At 28.9% G+C, this 22,495-nt stretch carries 22 protein-coding genes; 3 read left to right on the top strand and 19 right to left on the bottom strand.

Features of this window, described 5'->3' with window-relative positions:
• Positions 1–8: 8 nt before the first annotated feature.
• The 5 genes from F594_RS0107695 to F594_RS09295 all read right to left on the bottom strand — a co-directional run bounded on the left by F594_RS0107695 (position 9) and on the right by F594_RS09295 (position 3,541).
• Positions 9–308, bottom strand: coding sequence for a hypothetical protein (locus F594_RS0107695; protein WP_019035158.1), 300 nt, complete (start codon positions 306–308; stop codon positions 9–11).
• Positions 309–654: 346 nt separating this feature from the next.
• Positions 655–1,770, bottom strand: a complete 1,116-nt coding sequence (locus tag F594_RS0107690; protein ID WP_019035157.1) for a hypothetical protein — start codon at positions 1,768–1,770, stop codon at positions 655–657.
• The gene (locus F594_RS0107685; RefSeq protein ID WP_019035156.1) at positions 1,760–2,458 is read right to left on the bottom strand and encodes a YiiX/YebB-like N1pC/P60 family cysteine hydrolase; all 699 of its coding nucleotides are present in this window, start codon (positions 2,456–2,458) and stop codon (positions 1,760–1,762) included. Before F594_RS0107685 ends, F594_RS0107690 begins: the two co-directional genes overlap by 11 nt.
• A gap of 431 nt (positions 2,459–2,889) precedes the next feature.
• Positions 2,890–3,249 (bottom strand): DUF3139 domain-containing protein, encoded by a 360-nt coding sequence (locus F594_RS0107680; RefSeq protein ID WP_019035155.1) that lies wholly within the window; start codon positions 3,247–3,249, stop codon positions 2,890–2,892.
• Between the two features lie 28 nt (positions 3,250–3,277).
• Positions 3,278–3,541: a hypothetical protein gene (locus F594_RS09295; protein WP_036746335.1), complete on the bottom strand. Its 264-nt coding sequence runs from the start codon at positions 3,539–3,541 to the stop codon at positions 3,278–3,280.
• A gap of 148 nt (positions 3,542–3,689) precedes the next feature.
• Between F594_RS09295 and F594_RS09835 the strand changes: the two genes are divergently transcribed.
• Positions 3,690–3,848 carry a hypothetical protein gene (locus F594_RS09835; RefSeq protein ID WP_019035154.1) on the top strand — a complete coding sequence of 53 codons (159 nt, stop codon included), beginning with the start codon at positions 3,690–3,692 and terminating at the stop codon, positions 3,846–3,848.
• 81 nt (positions 3,849–3,929) lie between these two features.
• On the opposite strand, the gene F594_RS0107670 is transcribed toward F594_RS09835, so the two are convergent.
• From F594_RS0107670 to F594_RS0107640, 7 genes are all read right to left on the bottom strand, one after another.
• Positions 3,930–5,660 (bottom strand): ATP-binding cassette domain-containing protein, encoded by a 1,731-nt coding sequence (locus tag F594_RS0107670; RefSeq protein ID WP_019035153.1) that lies wholly within the window; start codon positions 5,658–5,660, stop codon positions 3,930–3,932.
• Positions 5,661–5,675: 15 nt separating this feature from the next.
• Positions 5,676–6,884, bottom strand: a complete 1,209-nt coding sequence (locus F594_RS0107665; RefSeq protein ID WP_019035152.1) for an ABC transporter permease — start codon at positions 6,882–6,884, stop codon at positions 5,676–5,678.
• A complete protein-coding gene (locus F594_RS0107660; protein WP_019035151.1) occupies positions 6,884–7,756 on the bottom strand; it encodes an ATP-binding cassette domain-containing protein in 873 nt (290 codons plus the stop codon). Before F594_RS0107660 ends, F594_RS0107665 begins: the two co-directional genes overlap by 1 nt.
• Before the next feature lie 86 nt (positions 7,757–7,842).
• Positions 7,843–8,064: an Apre_1838 family putative sactipeptide bacteriocin gene (locus F594_RS0107655; RefSeq protein WP_019035150.1), complete on the bottom strand. Its 222-nt coding sequence runs from the start codon at positions 8,062–8,064 to the stop codon at positions 7,843–7,845.
• Positions 8,065–8,117: 53 nt separating this feature from the next.
• Positions 8,118–9,656 (bottom strand): radical SAM protein, encoded by a 1,539-nt coding sequence (locus F594_RS0107650; protein WP_019035149.1) that lies wholly within the window; start codon positions 9,654–9,656, stop codon positions 8,118–8,120.
• A 111-nt stretch (positions 9,657–9,767) separates the two neighbouring features.
• Entirely contained in the window at positions 9,768–10,895 is a 1,128-nt protein-coding gene (locus F594_RS0107645; RefSeq protein ID WP_019035148.1) for a sensor histidine kinase, read from the bottom strand.
• Positions 10,888–11,565, bottom strand: a complete 678-nt coding sequence (locus F594_RS0107640) for a response regulator transcription factor (RefSeq protein ID WP_019035147.1) — start codon at positions 11,563–11,565, stop codon at positions 10,888–10,890. The genes F594_RS0107645 and F594_RS0107640 overlap by 8 nt, the downstream gene beginning before the upstream one ends.
• A gap of 248 nt (positions 11,566–11,813) precedes the next feature.
• Here F594_RS0107640 and F594_RS0107635 point away from each other — a divergent pair, with 248 nt between their 5' ends.
• Together F594_RS0107635 and F594_RS0107630 are read left to right on the top strand one after the other, a co-directional pair.
• Positions 11,814–12,182 carry a plasmid mobilization protein gene (locus tag F594_RS0107635; RefSeq protein ID WP_019035146.1) on the top strand — a complete coding sequence of 123 codons (369 nt, stop codon included), beginning with the start codon at positions 11,814–11,816 and terminating at the stop codon, positions 12,180–12,182.
• On the top strand, positions 12,182–13,537 hold the full coding sequence (locus F594_RS0107630) for a relaxase/mobilization nuclease domain-containing protein (protein ID WP_019035145.1): 1,356 nt from the start codon (positions 12,182–12,184) through the stop codon (positions 13,535–13,537). Before F594_RS0107635 ends, F594_RS0107630 begins: the two co-directional genes overlap by 1 nt.
• 227 nt (positions 13,538–13,764) lie before the next feature.
• On the opposite strand, the gene F594_RS0107625 is transcribed toward F594_RS0107630, so the two are convergent.
• From F594_RS0107625 to F594_RS0107595, 7 genes are read right to left on the bottom strand one after another with little or no spacing between them, the layout of a single operon-like run.
• Positions 13,765–14,790: a peptidase M16 family protein gene (locus F594_RS0107625; protein WP_019035144.1), complete on the bottom strand. Its 1,026-nt coding sequence runs from the start codon at positions 14,788–14,790 to the stop codon at positions 13,765–13,767.
• A 19-nt stretch (positions 14,791–14,809) separates the two neighbouring features.
• Positions 14,810–16,333 (bottom strand): radical SAM/SPASM domain-containing protein, encoded by a 1,524-nt coding sequence (locus F594_RS0107620; RefSeq protein ID WP_019035143.1) that lies wholly within the window; start codon positions 16,331–16,333, stop codon positions 14,810–14,812.
• Positions 16,334–16,377: 44 nt separating this feature from the next.
• On the bottom strand, positions 16,378–17,496 hold the full coding sequence (locus tag F594_RS0107615; RefSeq protein WP_019035142.1) for a hypothetical protein: 1,119 nt from the start codon (positions 17,494–17,496) through the stop codon (positions 16,378–16,380).
• A complete protein-coding gene (locus tag F594_RS0107610) occupies positions 17,493–18,710 on the bottom strand; it encodes an ABC transporter permease (RefSeq protein ID WP_019035141.1) in 1,218 nt (405 codons plus the stop codon). Before F594_RS0107610 ends, F594_RS0107615 begins: the two co-directional genes overlap by 4 nt.
• 2 nt (positions 18,711–18,712) lie before the next feature.
• Positions 18,713–19,306, bottom strand: a complete 594-nt coding sequence (locus F594_RS0107605) for a hypothetical protein (protein ID WP_019035140.1) — start codon at positions 19,304–19,306, stop codon at positions 18,713–18,715.
• Complete coding sequence (locus F594_RS0107600; RefSeq protein ID WP_019035139.1) at positions 19,293–20,162, bottom strand: ATP-binding cassette domain-containing protein; 870 nt, start codon at positions 20,160–20,162, stop codon at positions 19,293–19,295. Before F594_RS0107600 ends, F594_RS0107605 begins: the two co-directional genes overlap by 14 nt.
• A gap of 9 nt (positions 20,163–20,171) precedes the next feature.
• Positions 20,172–21,725, bottom strand: a complete 1,554-nt coding sequence (locus tag F594_RS0107595; RefSeq protein ID WP_169501867.1) for an ATP-binding cassette domain-containing protein — start codon at positions 21,723–21,725, stop codon at positions 20,172–20,174.
• Positions 21,726–22,495: the final 770 nt, after the last annotated feature.

Here is a 22,495-nt window from a genome sequence, read left to right as displayed (position 1 = left end):
AATTTTATTTATCTAACCCAATATTGAGTAGCGGACACCCAAAGTGATCTAGAGTGTGGTTTATAAAATTTGTTAATTGTATTATTCCATCCATTAACAATTCTTATATAATTACCAGCATTAGCATATTCTCTATATCCTACTCCTAAAACCCAATGCCAGTCAACTATACCATTTGCTAATAATATCCCTGTAACTCTGTCATTTGTTACAGCATTTTTTATGGTAGCAAAATTCCCCACATTACTATAACTTAAATTATACCCTCTATTTGGAAAATATGTTTTTGTATCTCCTGCAATAGTCATTACTGGACCATTTCCAACTATCGCATGTACTTTTTTAAACGTTTCACGTTTATCTCCATTAATTTTTAATTTACTATAACCTCTATTATTAAAGTATAAAGCTATATTAGTTACAGCTGTTGCGCCACCATGATTTTTAGCTAAATCACTTATTTCTCCAGTTGTAATCCAATCTGTGGAACTTCAAATTATTTTTCTCAAAATTATTATTTTGATTAAAATATTTATCAACAGAATCATTATTTAATACTTCTTCTATATCTTCATTTTTCCAATATCCAAATTCAATCTATCATCTTTCTAGCATTCAGATTATATATAAAAATTAAATCTATTTTTTTATACATCACTCATTCACAAATAACAATGCTGAAACATAATTTGAAGTCCCAATACTTAATTCATGTTCTTTAATTAACTTAAAATCAGGAATAGAAAATATTTTTATTGATTTATTATTTGCTGCTACAAACTTATCGTTAACAACACCTGTGACAGTTAATGGCGTTTTCAAATCGAAAATTTGTTCGTTTCCGTTTTCAGTCCACACAGATACTTCTGTTCCTTCATTTGTAACAGGATCATAATAAGCTAAAATAAATTTATCTTCAAATTTAAATATCCTATATGGGATATCTTTTTTTGTTATAAATTCACTTATTTCAAAAGTTGATTTATTTATTTTAAGGATTTTTCCTACAGGCTTAATATTAGCATTTCTATTTACAGTTACATATAAATTATCTTCATCTTCAAGATACATACTCGTCGGATTACCATATTCAGTGAGGTCAATTTCTGCTTCCAAATCTAAACTTGGCGTATAAACATTTAACATGGTTTTCGCTTCTTCTGAATCACTATAATTTAATTTTCTAACAAAACAAAATAATTTATCTGAAGAAGCTATTACTGTTTCCAAATAAACTTTTTTCAAAATTACAGAATTTCTCTTCTTAGACACTACATCATATGACTCCAGACAGCTGTCACCATTTAATGTGTTAATTGCATAGACATTGTTTCCAATACTGGCCATATGGTTTAATGCAATGTTGGTAAAAGGGTATTCTTCAACATCCAGTGACTGCTTGTTAATGCTTATAACTTTTCTGGTATCTTTTTTATTTCCAAGTCCTTCAGGAATCATATAAATTTTATCAGCATCTGCGACCGGAGAGTAAAAGGGTGTACCAAGCATAGCATAAGGAAGTTTTTGTTTTTGAATAGAATCAAAATTTAAATCAAACCAAAGAATTTCTGATTTATAGGCTTGAGATGTTGTGATAACAAGACCAAAATCAATTTTCTTTCTATCAACAGAATTTTTAAGTTTGCTACACCCATTTATAAAAAATAAACTTACTATAAGCAAAAAACATAATAAAATTTTTGCTTTATTTTTGATATCAGTTTTTACCCTCCAAAATTTTTCAATCAAATTTAAATATTTACTTTTCATATATTAAATTTGTCTCATCAGTCCAAACTAATTCCATAGGATGAACAGGGTTGGAAAGCATAGCAGCATTGGCAAATGCCGGAGTGTTTAAATCTATATTATAATTATCTAAAAATGCCGCCCACACAAGTTGTGAACAATAAAATTTTGCTCTAGTTGACATATTATAGTAATTCAAATTATAAGGTTTTGAAATCTGTTTATAACACCAGTCTGCAGCATTACTATCTTGTGTTACCGTAGTATTTTTCACAGTTACACCATAACATGTGGTTTTTGTTGAATGCCAATCATTTCTCCCAGTAGTAACTCCTTGTGATAATGATTCAACGACAACATTTTGTCCATATATTATAGCGGCATGTCCTGTTGGAATTAGTCCTTTGTATTTATCCTTTGTAACTAAAATCACACCTTTTCTTGTAGGATATTGTCCAAAAGATGCTCTTAACATTCCATCAGAAGCAGTAAAATCTGTTTTATCAGGCATGAGTTTTTTTGTTTCAACTTGTTCAATAAGTTCTTCTACTTCTTCTTTTCTAAAAACTTCAGACGCACTCTGATACTTTTCGCCAGTTTGATCAAATTCTTCCGCTTTCCCTTGATATTCATTAGCTTTAACAAACGTAGGGTTTAAAAGAATGCAAAACATTAGTACACTAACAAGTATAGAAAATCTTTTTTTCATAACAAACCTCCTAATTATCTTAATTATATATTTGCATGTCTGCAAAAAAATCTTTCAATCATTATATCAGTTTTAAAACAACTAAATAATCTCCATTCTTATACCTTTGAGGGTTCTTATAATTGCTCACAACACCACCTCCATTTGTCTATGTGTATGCTCCTTTACTGGTTACCATCACAATTACAACTTGAACACCTATACATACCTGTATCATCTAAATCAAACACTTAAATATACAAACGCCAAGCACATTTGAAATCTCGTTAGCCGTTTTTGGACTTGGAATTGTTTTCCCTGTATCTATTTTATTCATGATTTGTTACATTATCCGTATTTTTCAACATCATTCAGTCTAGTTTTTTAAATGAAGCTTCAAGAATATACGCTTTCTATACTTATCAGTCTTTGCTTACTCATCCACATCTTCATCACTCATCAATAGGAGGATACTTACACTTACCATCCCAAGGATATTCTAATGTAAGAGAATTTTTTTCATCGATAATAGTTAATGTCATTCTATTAAATTTCAATGATTCGCCTTTTTTATGCGTCCACACATCATAATGATAATAATATTTATTGTTTATATCATCATTAAAAGTTACAACTACCAAGTATCCTCCTTGTTTCCAGTCTTTAAAAAATCTTTTACTACTGATTTTTTCAGAAACTATTCCTTGTTTAGTTATATAATTTTCGAAGCTTCTTTGTGCTAATTTTTTTTGCAATGGATATTGGTATATAGCTGTACCAAGTATGATTACACCTACTGCTAGTAATATCATCTTTTTTTCTTTATCATAATACTAAGTCCTAGTAAGTGTGCTTGTAGCTTAAACTGTGTATTGTATCTGGTAAATCATATGGTAATCTGTATCCTATTGTTGGACCGTTAGCTTGATGGGATGATGGACCATAATAATATGCTTGCCATACCAATTTAGAACAATAAGTGACGTCTGTACTAGCTAAATTACCAGTTATCTTATATTCTGCATTAGAACCCGAATAAGTATTAACTGCCCAATTTGCAGCCGCATTAGCTACCGTACTGCTATTATGTCTATATACTTTCATTCATAGTTCTGGTTACTTTGTTTATTTCTGGGATATATTGTCAGGACTTGTTGCAGTTGCTGTCTATACCTTTATATTCAATAGAATTTATTCATTATTTCCGCTGCTAGGTAGTATTCTAAATTTTATCATCTCTTATTTAGGAGTAATGACTGTATATTGTCTTTTGATTGTTGCTATACGAGGTGGAGATAAATATTTTATTCCACTCTTGAATAATGAAACACTTAATAGCATTGTTAATTATCTTTTGATTGGTGTTCCTGCAATATTCCCCTGGAGAAAAAGAGAAGAGTATTTAGAATAGTTATCTCGCAATAATCACCAATTTACCAAGTATGATTCGAAGTGTTTCATCAATCTTGCTTTTATTTTTTATCATTATATATTATACAGTAAGTTTCTTATATGCAGAAGTATCTTTTATATCTTCATATAGCCCTTGATTCACTATTCTTCCTTTTTCCATAAAGACATACCATGGATCATATTTTTTTATGTTTTCAACCCTGTGAGTAACTAATATCAATATTTTATCTTTAGCTATATCATTAATCAAAGAAAAAATTTCTTTTTCAATTATTGGATCAAGTGCTGAGGTTGGTTCATCTAATATTACAATGTCCGCATCTCTGAATAATACTCTTGCTAGTGCTATTCTTTGCCATTGGCCCTTTGACAATTCTCTACCTCCAAACCAGCATCCCATTTGTGTGTCTAGTCTATGTTCAAAACTATCCACTACATCACTCAACCCTACTTTGTTTATAGCTCTACTGATTTTTTTACTATTATTTATATGACTTATCTTTGAAAAAGCAATATTTTCCCTTAGAGAAAGCTCGTATTGGTTGAAATCTTGAAATATTACAGTAATTTTTTCTCTATAATTGTTTTTATTAATTTTTCTTAACGACATACCATTAACAAAAATCTCTCCTTCAAAATCATCATATAAACCAGCTAATATTTTGATTAATGTGCTTTTGCCAGAACCATTTGTTCCTAAAATTACAATTGGTCTGTCCTTTTTTATATTTAAATCTATATTTGATAAATCTTTTTTTAACCCATTATATCCAAATGATAAGTTTTTAATTTCTATGCTAGCTATTTTTTTGTAAACTAGATTCTTTCCTTTGCAAACATTGCCAACATTTGTGTCTAGAAATTCATAATAATTGTCCACATATAATTTGCTCTTATATATTTCTGTGATGCTAGAAAGTAGATTGTTGAGTTTGTTCTCAATTAAATCTAATGAATAAATATATCCCATTATGTTACCAATTTTTCCATTATTATTGATAGATTTGATAATAACTGTAACTATCAAAAATACTTTGATTGTAATTTCTAAAATCGAAACTAATATATTTTTTGTAATGTGCAATTTTAATATAGATTTATTGGTGTTCTTTACAATGTCTTTGTGCCTTTTAAACTTTTCTATTAAATAGTTAGCAATATTAAAGCTGATGATTTCTTTGATAGCAATATTATTTGTCAATAAATAGCTAAAATAATCACTCTTCCTTTGATGCTTAATATTTTCTTTTTCTTTATCATAAGCATATTTTCCAATCTTAATACTTGAAATAGTAGAAAATATTGGAATTATAATGATAACCCCTAAAAGATAACTATCTATAGACCTAACAGCAAAAATAACTGAAATCATTGAGATTATACTTTCAACCAGCTGCAAAAAATTAAAATAGATATCTTGAACTTTTAATTTTCCTAAGCTATAGGCCTTTGTTATGGTAGTATATACATCTTCATTTTCAAAATCTTTAAGGTCTAAAGTTGAACATTTTATTAAGTATTCATTATCCAAGTTATAATCGAGATTAATAGCAATCATTTGATTAGTGTAAGATCTAATATTTTGCACAATAATAATTATCAGATTAACGCTGATAAACAACATTATGTTTTTACTTATACTCGTCCCTTTAATTATCGCATCTTGTATTCCATTTACTAATTGTTGGATTGAATAGACATTAATTCCAGAAATTATTCCAGAAATAATTATAATAATAAAGTTTAAAATAAATAAAAGTTTAGAGTTGCTAAATACTGTTGCTAGTGACCTACAAAATGTCTTTATCATATCATTTACACATCATTATCTATTTAATTTGACCGTTAAATAGTCATATATAATTAATTGTACTAATCCAAATATTAACATGACATAAGGCAACCACATTACCAACCCTAAATGGATATAGTTAGGAAATGGTAGTTGGAAAAACACTTGGCTTATACCACAGGGACTTAGGTTCATAATATATTGAATTAATTTTGATTCTGGCCTTATGAAAATAGCTAGTAATCCATAAATTGCAAAACTTGATATCATAATCGTTAAAGCTATTTTTGATTTCTTTGATTTTGAAGAGACCAGCATGGCTAAAGATCCCAAGGCTAAACTACCAATAAATCCCCCAATTATTTGAATTAGAATAACCTTTTTATAAGTTAAATTTCCTGGAGAAAAAGCCATGTCAATTTGGAAGCTTGTCTTTAATCCATCTCCACCTAATGCTAGATATACTATAGCTAAATATGAAAGCATCATTAAAAGATAGATTAGTGCATTGAAAATAGTGCCTGCTATTAGTTTAGAAGAGTGAAACTTCTTTTGTCCTAAAGCTGTCCTTGCCACAATCTCATACAATCCATTTTCCTTCGCCTCTGTAAAAATTGTGGCAAAAACAAAGATAATAAGAATGAGACAGATAATGATCAGCATGGAAAGCCATTCAATGCTGTCTCCCCAAACATTGTGATTAATCCCCATAACAAAGGGTTTGTCTACTTTCTCCTCCATCTTCCAAATTTTCTCAACTATTTTTTGATCCTTTATATCATCCGTATATTTCTTAAGCATATCTTGACGAAGGCTATAGTAGTCTCTGGCATATTCAATGGGTATGTCTACATCATCCCATTTTACGATGGTCATTTTATCTTTAATGGGAAAGCGTAAAGAGTCCATAGGACCTATTAAACTTTCTATTTCTAGAAGTTCTTTTGTTATGTTTCTTTTTTCTTTCTCTGAGTCCCAAGTGCTGTTAAAGATATCCCTAGCCATCATAAGCTTATCTTCTGTTATCTCTCCTGCAATCTCTTTATCATATTCATTAATAAGTTCAATGGCTTCTTTGCCTTTTACAATTTGTATGCTTCCATCTTCTAAAACTTTATCTGCACTGACTCCCTTTAAAAAGAAGAAAGCCGTTACTATGCCTATTCCTAGTACAAATACTAAAAAGAGCAGATTGATCTTTTTACAAAATATGTTTTTTAATTCCAATTTTAAAGTTTTCATTATCTGCCCCCTTCTATTGTCCATAGATAAAAATCATTCAGTTCAGGCTCTTTATAAACGGAATTGTTCGTTAATTTTTCTTTTCCAACATATCGAATGTGATTTCGACTATTATCTTCTCTATCAAGATTTGTAGTAACACCACCCATGGATTGAATTAATTTTTCTCCATGTGTTATCTGTTCATTATTTAAATAATCTTCCCATACACATCCATCTAAAGACTTAATAGCTTCCTTATAGCTAATATCTTGTAAAATTCTTCCTGCTTTAATAATTAAAAGATGATCTACAATGTACTCAATATCCGATATTATATGAGTTGAAATAATAATGGATTTATCTCTAGATTTTCTCGAAATAAACTCTTTAAGATTTCTTCTCTCGCTTATATCTAAGCCACTTGATGGTTCATCTAGGATAATAAAACTTGGGTTTCCCAAGAAAGCTTGAGCTATACCCACTCTTTGCAAAGTTCCCCCTGAAAGGTCTCCAATCCTATTTTGAATGTATTCGCTTAGGTTTAAATCTTGACAAAGCTCTTGAATGTTTGCTTTTATCTTTTCATCCTTAATCCCTTTATATACAGCTATATATCGTAAATAATCAAATACTTTCATTTCTTTTGGTGCTCTGAAATTTTGAGGAAGATAGCCTAAAGTAGAGAAAAAGCTCTCCTGGCTATTATTTTCATTTTCATAAATAATTTTTCCTGAACTTTCTTTTACCTCCCCAATCATAATTTTCATTAAGGTGCTTTTACCTGCCCCATTAGCTCCTAACAAACCATAGATTCCATGTCCTATTTCCGTATTTATCTCTTTTAAGACTGTCTTTTTACCGTATTGTTTTGATATTTTTTTTAAATTCATATTTTCACCTAAAAATATCAGCAAGCAATAGCAAAAAATTTTGATAATGGCTTGCTGATATCTGTTTTTTTCCTATTAAGTTACAACTACTCTATATCTCCAGATCCTCTTATAGTCCAAAATGATTTTTTTGAATTATTAGCACTATATTTAGTAGAAGAACAAGAACATCCGCACTTGAAACACTTGTCTGTACCTCTTGCTGTAGCGTACGCTTTTTCTCCTGAACACATACAAGCCATTGGAGTTGCACCGCCATTGTCAAAAACTTCGCTAGGTTTTCTTCCTAATGGATTTACTAGTTTCATTGTCTCACCTCCTCATATTTTAGTTTTTCCAATTACAATTTATGATTATTGACTTAACTAAAGTCATAATCATCCAATATTGATAAAGCTTCTGAATTTAATTCTAAGATTTTATGATATAATTCAAGATTTTTTTCTATATATATCCTATTCATTATGCACTTACTGTGCCTTAATTTTAGATTTATACCTTCATGATCATAACAATTCATATAGCACATCCCACATAAATGCACCGCCCAACAATCATTGCAATATGGAATAGTTTGCTCACAATAATCTGTTACATAATGTTTTTTTATTTTGCCTAAATCTAAACCTTCATAAACATTTCCTATGTCTGGTGCTTCTCCAAGTTTCTCGCATATTAAATATTCTCCTTTTGTTGTAACATACACCCTTCTTGCTCCTGGTACACAACATCCGCACATATAATAAGACTCCATAGGACTATCAAATAACAACCTTCGATGTATCATTGCTAGCTCTTTAATAACATTATCCTTGGCTATTATTTTTGATGTAATATTCTCATTTTCACTAGGACTTGCCCAGTCAAATAACGGATCAAAGTATCCTTTGATTTTTTTACTGTTGCAAATTATTTCTTCTTCAATAGGACTATCGATACCTAAATAATCCATTTCTTTATCCTTGGTTGCAACAAAAGAAGATGTGAAGACTACATCACTTGGTAACCATTCTTGACTTTCAAAATAATGCTCTATACTGTTCAAGTCATGTTCATGATATTCTGGTAAAACTGAATTTATTCCTAAAGATAATTTACTTCCATTTTTGCTAAATTCATTTATAATCAGTTTTGCTCCCCTTACAGCATCATCAAATGTTCCCTTGCCATCACCATAAACTCTGTATTTATCATTCATATATTTAGGACCATCCAAACTTATGGTAATATGTATTCTTTCTCCTAACCTTGAAAAATAGTTAGCCATATCTCTATCCACTAGTGTTCCGTTAGTGGTCAAAGCGTAAGATATATTTTTCCCCTTAATTGTTTCACAATAATCTATACATTGTTTCAATAAATCAAACTTTAAAAGTGGCTCGCCGCCATAAAAGCTTACAAAAATCACCTTTTCATCTTGACTGTGTTCGATTAAATCATCTATTGCTAATTTTGCGACTTCAAAAGTCATATCATGATTTCCAAATTCTCTATATCCACCCTGCCCTTCCTGATAAATGCAATACTTACATCTCATATTACACTTTTCAGTTAATTCAAGAGTGATTTGAGCCCTGTTTCTAAGTAGTTGATTTTCCAAATCGCTAATCTGAACTCCTATATAAGAATTTAATTCTGGAGCTAGTAATATATTTTCGTTAATAATAGATTCGTAAACGTCTGATTTCGACTGACTACTGATTTTTACAGCTTCATCCCATTTATTATCAAGAATTAAATTTAATAAATCAAATACTTCAGGCTCGACTAGAAATATTTTCCCAGTACCTAAGTCATAAAAATATTTTTTATTATTGCTTTCAAAGCAGCGGCCTAATCGTTTATAGTTCCTACATTGAATTTTACTTTTAATTTTATTCAATATGTCTTCCTTTATCATTGCTGCCTCCTAATATAAAAAATCTCCATGCTTGTTATAAATTATTATATAACTTTGCATGAAGACGTTTGTTCATAAATCCGCAAGAAAAAATGAATATTTTATGAAGTTTTAGTAGTCGCAAGATATTAAATTTGGTAGGAAAATTTTTATTATAAAGTTTCCACCTTGATATTCTGCTTTAATTGTACCACCCATATTTTCAATTATAGCTTTACTAATAGCTAAACCAAGACCACTTCCGCCCATATTGGGATTTCTAGATTGGTCTACTCTATAAAATCTATTAAACACTCTACTTAAATCTTTTTCAGAAATATATTCAGATTTATTTGATATCTCTATATTCAGTAATCCATCAGTAATTTTTGCTTTAATTTTAATAGTCGAAAATTCTTTTGTATACTTCACTGCATTAGTAATAATATTTACTAATGCTTTCGCCAGTTCTTCTAGATTTGCTATTATTCTAATACTATCATCCACATTTATATCAATAATTAGACCTTTGTTTGAGTACTCTGGATATAATTCGTCTGAAATTTGATCTAAGAATAATTTTAAATTCTCTTCTTTTTTAGATTTGTTTTTATGTTCAAAATTATATTTTGAGATATAAAATAAATCTTCTAGTTGTGATTGTACTTCGTAAGATTTTTCTAACAAAGTGTTTATATATTTATCACGTGATTTTTCAGACATATCATTATCATTTTTTATAAGAGTCAAGAATCCTATGATTGATGATAAGGGTGTTCTAATATCGTGTGCAAAATCAGCAATCATTTCATCTTTAATTAAGTAATTGTTACTATATCTATTTACTATTAAGTATTTTGTGCTCAATTCAGTAAGAGCTTCATAGAACTCCTCTCTTTTATCTTCTTCTGACAAATCTATATGATTAATATAACATTTCATAATCCTTATACAATTTTTTTCAATATTTAATTTTGTGTTCTTTTCTATAAAATAGCCTGTTATTATATATGTTAAAACTAATATAATAAGAATTAGGCAAATAAAAATTAAAATATCAGATTTTAGCTTACCCCATAAAAGAATTCCACTAATTCCTTCAATATTATCACTAACATAAGAATCCTTCATATATATGCTTATAAATTTATTTCCTAATTCAAATGATGCTGTATAATTAATCGCTTTCAAAATAATAATTATTATTGACATTACAAAGAAAATTATTGCTAATTTTTTTAACCATTTTTTCTTATTCAATTTTATACCCTACTCCCCATATAGTTTTTAAAAAACTACAATCCTCTCCTAATTGTTTTATTTTTGTTCTTATGTTTCTAATATGCACACTCACAGTATTTGAGTCTTTTTCAAGATACTCTTCCCCCCATACACTTTCAAAAATATTTTCAGAGGAAATAACTTGGTTTGTTTTCTCCATCAATGTCTTCATGATTTTAAACTCTACAGGAGTAAGACAAAGACAATGATTATTGATTGAAAATTCATGAGTGGATTCATTTATGTTTAAATTTCTATAAGTGATTGATTGTAGCACATTTTCGTGAACTTCTTTATTCATCAAATGAATTTTTAACCTTTGTACCAATTCGGCTATGTCAAAAGGTTTTTTTACATAATCACTTGCTCCAGAATATAATCCTGTCAAAACGTCATTTTGTTCTGTTTTAGCTGTAAGTAAGATAATAGGATAGTCATATTTTTCTTTTAAAATTTTTAGAATAGATAGTCCATCTACTTGTGGCATCATGATGTCCAAAATAAGGCCATCTACAGGATTTCTTAATAGATATTCCAATCCTTTTTTCGAATCTACAAAAGATACAACTTCATAATCTTCACGTACTAAACAGGCTGTTAGAAGTTCAACGATTGAAATATCATCATCTATAATCGCTATTTTACTCATTGTTAATCACCGTCAAAATTTTTTCTTGCTTATTCTTAGTTACAATTATACTATTTTTCAATTTGTTTTTAAACATGATTTGTTAACTGGTAATATAAAAGAAAAGATATTATAATCTAATATAGCTGAGGATTGAAAAAAACAGTCACATTTAAAAGCAGAGCAGCCAAATCTATGGTTGCTCTGCTTTCTTTTACTATAGAAATTTAAGAATTAAAAAAACAACTAATTTATAAGGAGATGATTATATGACAAATCGAGAAAGACCTAATGGTATTTATATCATGCTATCAGATGAAGAAAAAGAAATTTTGAATGAAAAATATAAGTTGTCAGAATGTAAATCCCTAAGACAATTTATTTTAAAATGTATCCTAGAAAAAGAGATATTTGTTTTGGATATGAATCCTTTTAGAGAAATGTCTTCCTCTATAGGCAGGACTACAGGATCAATTAATCAAATTGCTAAGCGCACAAATCAAACGAGCATGATTTATAAAGAAGACATAGATGACTTAAAGAAATTACTTAAAGAGCAAAATAAAATGATTGTAGAGATGAGGAAGAAACTTTTTAATATCTCTTTTCCTTCTACGAAAACTATGGAGAAAAAATAATGGCTGTAACAAAAATTCATCCTATTAAATCCACTCTCAATTTAGCCTTGGGTTACATAATGGATAGAGATAAAACAGATGAACAAATTCTAATATCTTCATTCTTATGTAATCCTAATACTGCTCATTTAGAATTTGAACAGACAGGAGCCGAATGCAATTCAAAAACTAATGTCTTAGCAAGACATTTAATACAAGCTTTTCTTCCAGGTGAAGTTACGCCAGACCTTGCTCATGAAATCGGAATACAACTTTGTGAAGAAATTCTAAAAGGAGAATATGAATATATCCTAACCACTCATATAGATAAGGAGCATATTCATAATCATATTCTTTTTAACAATATCAATTTTAAAACAGGCAAAGCTTACCAAAGTAATAAGAAGTCTTATCATCAAATTAGAAATATAAGTGATGAGCTATGTAAAAAATATCATCTCAGTGTGATTGATGAAGAGTATAGACAGTTTAAGAAACTTTACTCTACCAAAGGCAAATCCTACAAGGAATATATGGAGTTTAAGAAAGGCACTTCCTGGAAATATAAATTGCAAGTAGCTATAGATAAGGCTATTTTAAAGTCGAACTCTTATGAGGATTTTTTAAAGATCATGGAGTCATATAACTACGAAATTAAGTTTGGCAAGTATCTCTCTTTTAAGCATAAATGCCAAACTAGATTTACTAGAGCAAAAACTATTGGCATTAATTATTCAGAAGAAAAAATTAGAGAGCGTATTAAGAGTCCTGATAAATATATAATTCATAACTCAACTTACAATCTTGAAAAGAAATCTTTAAAACATAGAAGCCTAGTAAGCATAAATAAAAATCCCAAAGTTAAAAAGTCTGTAGGCTATGAAGTATGGGCTAATAGATTTAATATGAAACTTACTGCGGAAACATTAAATGAGCTTAGAAAATATAATATTAAGGACTATTCAGAATTAGAGAGTCTTATCCAAAATCAAGCGACTGAGAGACAGAATATTCTAACTGAAATAAAAAATGTTGAAATTGAAATGGATGAAATTAAAGAAGTGGTAGAAGACCTCCATATCTTAAAAATATACAAAAAAACTTATGATGCCTACCATTCTGACCCCAACGATAAAGATTTTTATGAAACCTATAAATATCAGATTACCTTATATGAAAAAGCTTATAAAAATTTATTAGAAAATGATCTAATTAATTATAATATATATTCTCTTTCAGAAAAGTTTAAAAAATTATCTTTGGACAAGTATAAAAAGATGGAGGATTATGAAAGGCTAACCGATAAGATAAACAAATGTTATTCTTTAAAGAAGACTATTGAGCAATATCAGGAAATAAATAAGGAAAGGTTCTAAAACACCTTAGACTTGTCTTTCATTTGTAACAAACACAATAAGTGCATATGTTCTTGCGTAAAAAATAAACTTGGCGATAGTAATTGCCAAGTTTTACTAATATTGAAGATTCTACCAAATCCTATTTATGAATTTTCCACAAATATTTACTATTAAATCTTTATTCCCATAATCTCATAATACAGTTATCTAATAATTTTGAACTTAATAAGTGTATATTTCATACATTAGTTCGTACAGTTCAATTTATACAAAGATTCCCAATCCTTATATGAAAAATTTTCAAATTCATCAGAATCAAGACTGTATAAATCATGAACTCCAGTTAAAATATAGTTAATCTGCTTTGCTATAAGTTGTGGCCTATTTAAATTTTTATTTATCCAAGTATTTGTTTTTTTAATAGTGCATAAAAGTTCGCAGAACTCTTCATTTCTCAAGTTTATCTGATTTTCTATTAAGGTACGAAAATCTAAACAATTAATAGAATTATCTTGTGCTCTAATTATAATCTTATTGAAATAAGGGCTAATTGATAAATATTGATATGATATATCCCTTAAATTTTTTTCTAATAATTTTTCGCTGATTAAATGAGCTAACAATAAATTGAAAATAGCATGATTTTTATTTTTGCCATCGACATTATCTATTGTCAAAATATTCCAATTATTGCTCTTCATATTCATTAATTTTCTTTTAGACTCATTTATAAAGGATTCATTATATAAGTTATCTGTACTAAAAATTAGAGTTAATAATTTTGATTCATCTACTAAAAACCCTTTAGATATTTCAATTCCATAGAAAAACTTATTTATATCTTCTATGTTGATACGTCTAATACTATCAAAAGTACCTATTGGAGAATTCACTTCAAATACATCTTCTATAAAACTGGTTATTTTAATATTTTTGATCTCAACTAATATTTCTTTTTTTGAACAATCTAAATATTTTATACAATCAGAAAGCTTTAATTCTAGCAATAAGTCTTTGAATAGTTTTATACTATTAATAGCTTCTATTAAATTATTTTTATACCAGTAAAACGCCATATAATAATAGCTTGTATAACCATGAACTTTGGGAAAATTCTTATGTGATTCTCCCTCTAAATAGTTAATAAAAACATGCTCAAATAAGTGGGCTGTTCCACTTAACTGTTCTTCATCACTGTTACTACCTCTATTTAATATTACTTGACACATATATACTTCTGAGTCAGGGTCATAAATTGTATATTCTATCATGAGATAATACCTATAACTTTTAAACTGTAATTGAGTTATTTAAAACGCTTAATTTTTCTGGATTTTTTTCTAAAACAGAATAATAAAGAGAAAATTGATTTCTTATATTGTTTCGCATAGACTCGCAATTATCATGAGCTTTTTCAGAAATTCCTTCCTCATTCATTCTATCAGCATAACATACAGGACACATTTTTGCCGCCCAACAATTTGCACAATGTTCAATTGACTTATCACTATAATCCTTATAATATTTCTCAGTGATAATATCAATATTTATTCCTGTATCTATATTTCCAATTGCTGGAGATTTATTGATTCTTTCGCAAACGTAATATTCTCCATCTGTATTTACATACAATCTTCTAGCCCCAGGTGTACAGCAACCATTCATTGGCAACACAGGGGATGCAATTTGAGTAATGACTCTTTCATGTACAGGCATTATATAGTCAATAATTCCTTTGCATTTGAAATTATCTAAATTTTCTTCACTCATTACTTTTTTCTCGATCCACTGTATAAGACTTCTATCTGATAATTCATACTGTTTTGCAATATCTTCAGGAATTGTTTCTTCTGTAGGATAGGTTATTGAATAATTACTCCCATCAAAATCTTTAAGTAGATTTTCAAAGTATAAGTCAATTTTTTCAAGTTTTTCTATCGAATATGGAGGCATGTATACACAATTAAAATTAACTGAAAACTTTTTGTTTTCTTTTTGAGCTTTCTTCAATAGCTCTAAATTTTTAATTATTTTGTCATGTGTGCCATCTCCGTGCATATCTACCCTATATAGATCATGGATATCTTTAGGACCATCTAAGCTACACAGTAAGCTCATATTTTTTAATTTTGAAAGATATTCCACTATTTCTTTAGTTAGAAGAGTCAAGTTTGTAGTAAAAGAAAAATAAATTTCTTTTTCAGGCATTAATTCTAAAGATTTTTCTATAGCGAATTTGATCTTATCAAAAGCTAAAAGTGGCTCTCCCCCATAAAAAGTAATATAAACCGTATTTTCTCCATGGTCCTTCATATAATTTAAACTTTTTAAAATTGTAGTCTCACTCATGATTTTTGTGTTGAAATCTCTAATTCTCTTCTTTTTAGAACCAAATATGCAGTATTTACATCTAAGATTACAAGCTCCCGTTACCTCAAGTACAATTTGTTGGCAACCTTTACTTATTTCTTCTAAGTCTGTTTCAAGAGATGATTTACTGTATAGGGCTTCACCAGTTAAACCTTTTAATAAATCTTCTTCTATAATGTATTGTTCAAACTCTTTTAATTCTTCTTCTGATAACTTGCACTCTTCTAGAACTTTTTCTAAATTTTTTTCATTAATAAATCTATTAAGAAACTCTAAATACTTTTTTTCCCCTGTAAAAACTTTTCCAGTGCCGCTATCAAAGAAATACATTGTATCTGAAATTGTATTAAAAAACATACCTATAGATTCAGAACTTTTCTTTGGTTTTCTATCCACGTAGTTAACAACTCTGTCATGCAATAAACTTAAATTACTCTCCTTCATAAATATCCTCCTGATTTTAATATAATAAAAATCTTCCTTATCACTCAATTTGCCTTTTTTCGAGTTTTTAGCTTGCCTCTCGATTCTGTATTGAAGCCAAAAATAAAAATACCAAAAGCTATTAATTGAATGAGTTTAACAAGTAATATGGCATCTATTGATTTTAAAACAATGTCACCAAATAAATAAAGATCATAGTGAGTATAGTGATAAAAAAATCCCATAGCCTTATAAGACAAAAAGTTAAGAAGTTTGTAGTTGAAAATCACACTCCCTATTTTGTCTAATAGAATAAGCAGAGAATAATATAAAATAATACTTGTGAAAATTTGCATAAAGTTCTTTGTTTTTTTTGATATAATAATAGTCAAAAATACCATGGTTTCTATAGTAACTAGACCCAACAACCCATTTTTTATAAACATTGATAAGTATGTTTCCTTATAAAGCGAGAGAGTCATTATAGGACTATTTTGAATAGCATTGTACGCTCCCTCTACTCCATATAATCCTATATAAAAAATAAGAAGAGCCAATATAGATAAAAGACAGAAGATTAAACTCCAAAACGCAGCTAAAATGGCCTTGGCTTTAAAGAGATAATTTTTACCATAAAAAGTAGATTGGTAGACATCCCCTTCCATATTTTTAGTAGACATTATGTTGGCTGTAAAAATAATAGAAAGAAAAAGATTTATATATAGAAATTTAGAGAGATTTTTATTAAGATTTTTCCAACCTTCTCCATATGATAAATCTATTTTGACTTCATCTAATGTATCTGTAACCTTGTTTTTTATATCCTCGCTATATTTAATTTCATTTGTATCTAAATGTTGTTCTATTTTTTCTCTTAATAGCGTTGATAAATTTTCTTGTTCATCTCCTTTAAGATCTAATTGTTCGGCAAAACTTAAGATATCGTAATAATAGAATTCCGATTGAATTTGATCCAATTTCCCACCAAGAGCTTTTTCTATATCAATCTTTTTAGCATCTAAGTAATATAAATTCATTTCCTCATTAAAAGTATGTTCAGATAAATACTGTTTTGTAGAATTATTGACATTAAAAACAGCGGCTAAAAAAGCTAACACTAAGGTGAGTATAGTCAAGGGGTGTTTCCATATTCTTTTGTTCTCTGCGTAAATCAAATTTTTCATTTTAACCACCTATATCTCTTTCCTAAAAGTCTTACTAAAATAAAACAAATAGAAATATATAGTATTCCAAGCAATATTATTAGGACAAGATAGGGTACAATTCTTCCAAACAAAGAAATTAACGTCCCCATACTATCAGTCTTAAAGAATAAAGGATTTGTAAAACGTAGGATACTGTAACCCTTCAATTGGTTATTTAAAAAATAGACCAATCCAGCAGAAACAAGTAAGCTAGCTTTTGTCCTTTTTATAATAATTGAAACAAGTAACACAATCGATGTTACAGCTAGTGTCCCTATCAATCCTCCTAAACACTCTAGCAAAAACACTTTGCCTGCTGTCATGTTAAAAACATTGAAGTATGACTTAGACTGAATTGAAGCATTCCATCCACTAAAGCCATACACACTACCATGAATCAAGCTTAAGAAAATGAAGTAAATTAAATACATTATAGCTGCAGCGACTAATCCAGCGATGAATCTTCTGCAAATATATTTATTTTTCCCCTGCTTACTGGCCAAGGCAATATCAGAAACAGGATTTATGCCATCTCTAGAAAAAATAGAAGAAAACGAAATACACAAAACCAAGGTGAATATAAAATATTCTAAATATAAGTAATTTCTTGTACTACTCATCCACATTGTATTGTCTAGCCTCAATGGTAATTGAATATTGTTAACAATATCTTTAATTTGTTTGATTTCCTCGTCTGTATAAGGCCTAAATCCACTAGCTTCATGCGCTTGTACTTCTACTTCTACTAATGTCTCTTTATATACGGCATAGAAGGTGTCGACGTTTTCTAAATATGGGAAGTCTATTTCCATATACTCGTTACCATTGGTTGCATTGAATCTACTTTCCGGTATATTTAATAGATAATTGGTGTTGATATATTTCATCAAGCCTCCAGTACCTAAAAACCCCTTATCAATATCTAGATATTTCTTTTCGTAGCTAGATGCATAGGTTTTTTTTAGTTTTTGAAGATATTCATCATCCAAAACTCCTTTTAATTCCTTGGCCGCTTCTGAAAAAGCTCTGTGAGATGACAAACCTTCTACCAATGTACCGTCTGGTAATATGGTACGCCACTGTATACTTAGATAAATAATAGAGTGAAGAAATACAACTAAAAGAAATAGTAATAAAGCAAATATGGAAACCTTGTTAAAGCAGTGTTTGATTTCATAATATAGTGCTTTCATGTTTACTCCTTAAAATAGTCTCCAGTATGAACTACTTTCCATGGGCTTTGTTTGTTTTCTCTCCCCATAAAGATATAACTCCAAGTTCCATCTTCTTTTTGATATTCTAATACATAAATATTTTCTACTGTATAATCTTGCAAATAGCCGCGATCTTCAGCAGTATAAATTTCTAAAACAGTAGGATCAATGGCATCATATACACTCAGCTTTGTCTTAGGATTTATGTTTAAATTATCTCTTATATAAGTTGAAGCAGTATTATACATTTGCTTATACTGCTCAGAAGATTGCTCTATTATAGGTACATTTTGCAGATCATCAACCTCTTTTGGCATATAACCTGTAGTAACATCATTTTCCTCAACCGTTATACTTTCCTCTCTTTTATTTCGTACTTCTTTTAATTTCTTCTTAAGAATTTCCTCTTCAAGTGACTGTGTTTCTTCTATGCCTTGACTTTCTTCTTTTGAAATATCGATTTTTTGCTCTTCTTGACGATTAACATTTTGTTCAGCAGCTTTTTCTTCTCTACTACAGGCTGTAAATAGACTGACAAGCATTAGTAATGGCAATATAAATTTAATTTTTTTCATTTTTTAGACCTCCAATATAGACAAAATAATCCTCTAAATTTGCTTTTAAAATATTTCCAGATTTTGGACTTCCTTCTTTTTCAATAAAGCGAACCATGTATTTATCTCCTTGGTTTTTTATTCGAACGACAAATGTTTCTTCTGTAAAGTCTTGGAGTTCTTTATTAGTAACTTCTACCTGCTTCACTTTACCTTGAAGCTCTAGAACCATATCTTGAATTTTCCCTTTGTTCTTTACCATCCCTTCACTTAAAATTACTACTTGATCTGTTATTGCTTCAATATCTGATACTATGTGAGTGGAAAATAATATAATTTTATCTTCGCTCATATTAGTAATTATATTGGAAAATCGAATACGCTCATATGGATCAAGTCCTGCTGTAGGTTCATCTAGAATAAGAATCTTTGGATTATTAATAATAGCCTGGCCAATTCCTATTCTTCTTTTCATTCCCCCAGAAAATGTCTTAATTTTCTTTTTATCCACATCCTTCAAATTAACAAACTCTAGAATTTCATAAATTCTTTCTTTTAACCCCTTCTTCTTCATTCCTTTTAAAAGAGCTATGTATTCTAGATAGTCATAGGCTGTGAATCCATCATATATTTCTATATCTTGTGGCATATAGCCAATTTGAGAAAGATAGTCTTGATTATTCCAAATATCTTTCTCACAAAATAACACCTTTCCTGAACTAGGTTTGTCTAAAGTAGCTAGTATCTTCATCAAGGTTGATTTACCTGCTCCATTCTCACCAAGTAGCCCATAGATTCCATTGCTTATTTCTAAATCCACCGACTTAAGCGCTCTTTTCTTTCCAAAACTTCTATTTACAGCTTGTATTTCTAGCACATTTTCACCTCATTCCATCATTTCTTTTTGTGCAATGTATAAATCTCTATATACTGCTGAATTCTTCATTAAATATGCATGGTTACCTTTTGATTCTATTTCTCCGTCTTTCATAACTATTATTTCGTCATATTTTTTAATATTTTGAAATCTGTGTGTCACTACTATAGATATTGAAAACTTGTCATTAATAATATTTTTTAGTATTTCACTTTCTGATTTTGCATCTAAAGACGCTCCTGGTTCGTCCAAAATTCTCAATAATCCATCTTTAGCAAAAAATCTTGCAATTGCAACTTTTTGCCACTGACCTCCAGATAAATCAATGGAGTCTTTCCAACCTTTTGTTAATAATTGATCTTCTTTTTCTGGCAATTCCTGTATTAAGTCATTTAATTTAACAAGCTCACAGGCCTTATCAAACAAGATATCCTCGTCTTTATCTCTGTCTTTAAATCTTATATTTTCATAAAAAGATAAAGGATATTTCATAAATTCCTGAAATAAAACACTAGACTTATCGTAAAGTGAATATCTATTGTAATCACACATAGAAATTCCATCTATCGTTATCTCTCCATTTAAAGGGCTATACATTCCTAAAATTAATTTAACTAATGTCGATTTTCCGCTTCCATTTTTACCTACAATTGCATATGATTTACCTTTTTCAAAATTCAAGGATATATTTTTTAACGAATAAGATTTAGAGTTTTGATATCTAAAAAATACGTTTTTAAATGAAATTTTATTAACTTCATTAATTATTTGTTTTCTACTTTCATTTGAAGAATTGTTTTTAGCATATTCTTCTAAATCGTTTATTGCTTTTAAATACAAGCCATCATCATATAGTGAATTTGAAATCATAGAAATATTCAGAATTGAATTGTTAATTTTGTCAAACGCACTAATAGACATAACAATACTGCCAAGATTATTATTATTACTAATCCCTAAGATTATTAGCATTAATTTCACTACATAGGTCAACATTATACTAATATTCTCAACTAGTGCCTCTCGGATGAAAACTCTCTTTTTTAATTTCTTTTCTGATTTTATAATTTCATTAATTAACTCTTCACTTTTTGTTTCAACATAATTAATCACCTTATATATCATGTTTTCCATTACAAATCCATTCTGATGAACTGTATCTCTTAGAGCTTTTACATATCTTAATTTTTCAAGTCTTTCAGAATAAACAATAAAAATATCTTTGTATGTCCTTTTATATGCAATAGAAATTGGAATTATAGATAATAAAACCACTAGAATTATTTTAAAATCGATAACTGCTAGGACACTACTTGTAAATATAAGTAAAGAAATACTTTGAAACAATTCAACCATTTTCATTAGTATCCCTAACGTTCTCTCTCCTGCATCTCTTTCAATCATTTCCAGCTTATCTCTAATTTCTGCCACTTCTATATCTTGTGGCAATAATCCATTAACCACATTAAAATACTTCTTATTTATCTCTTTATCCACCATAATTTTTAGAATGTTTGAATTGTAAGTATTTAGTTTGTTTAATAAAGAAGCTATAATTTTCAAACATAAATGAAGGAATATATAAAAACATATTTGTTCTATCATTGGCTCATCCAATACTAGAATACTAAGATCATTTAACATAGCTTGTATTAATGCAACCCAATGCTTCAATTCTACAGAAAATCTAAATACTTTTTATCTGCAACTCTAGCTGACCAACAAACCACAGGGGCTCTTCTATCTTAGTTTTTAATTCTTGATTATTTAAAGCTTTTAATGTTCCTATATAATATAAAAAACTTTGGCTGTGTAAAAGGGGTGGACTGAAAACTCTTGAGAAACGTATCAAATTTCATCTCTATAATTAATCTTCAATAGACATTATTTTTTATTCTAAACAATTCACCTTTTGTATGTTTCATAACATTCATTATTATACATAATGTATTAAACTTGTTGAGCCCTTTAGAATACGGTAAACAAATACAACCGATTTAGATAAAATAAAAAAAGAGACAAGTGATTATTACTCATCTCTCTGGTATAACTTTTTGGAAACGCGATATTTTCTAAACTTATTGCGATGAGTTGAAAAAAACATGAATTTAAATAATTTAGAAGCAACATATTATCATGGTAACACTACACCCACGAGTCAATGTAATAGCTACCGGTGACGAAATATACTCTTCAAACCTCTCCTCATAATGGTTATACAATTTCTTGAAATTTTGTTCTTCGAATACTTTGACCTTTTGCTTTATCATTTCTTTGTCCATTTTATCCTCCTTGCTTTCACCATTTAAAACTTTAACTATGTTTAAAGAAAA

It is taken from the genome of Peptoniphilus lacrimalis DSM 7455, assembly GCF_000378725.1.
In the GTDB taxonomy this organism is placed as follows: Bacteria; Bacillota; Clostridia; order Tissierellales; family Peptoniphilaceae; genus Peptoniphilus_A; species Peptoniphilus_A lacrimalis.
This window is presented reverse-complemented; position numbering and strand designations above follow the sequence as displayed.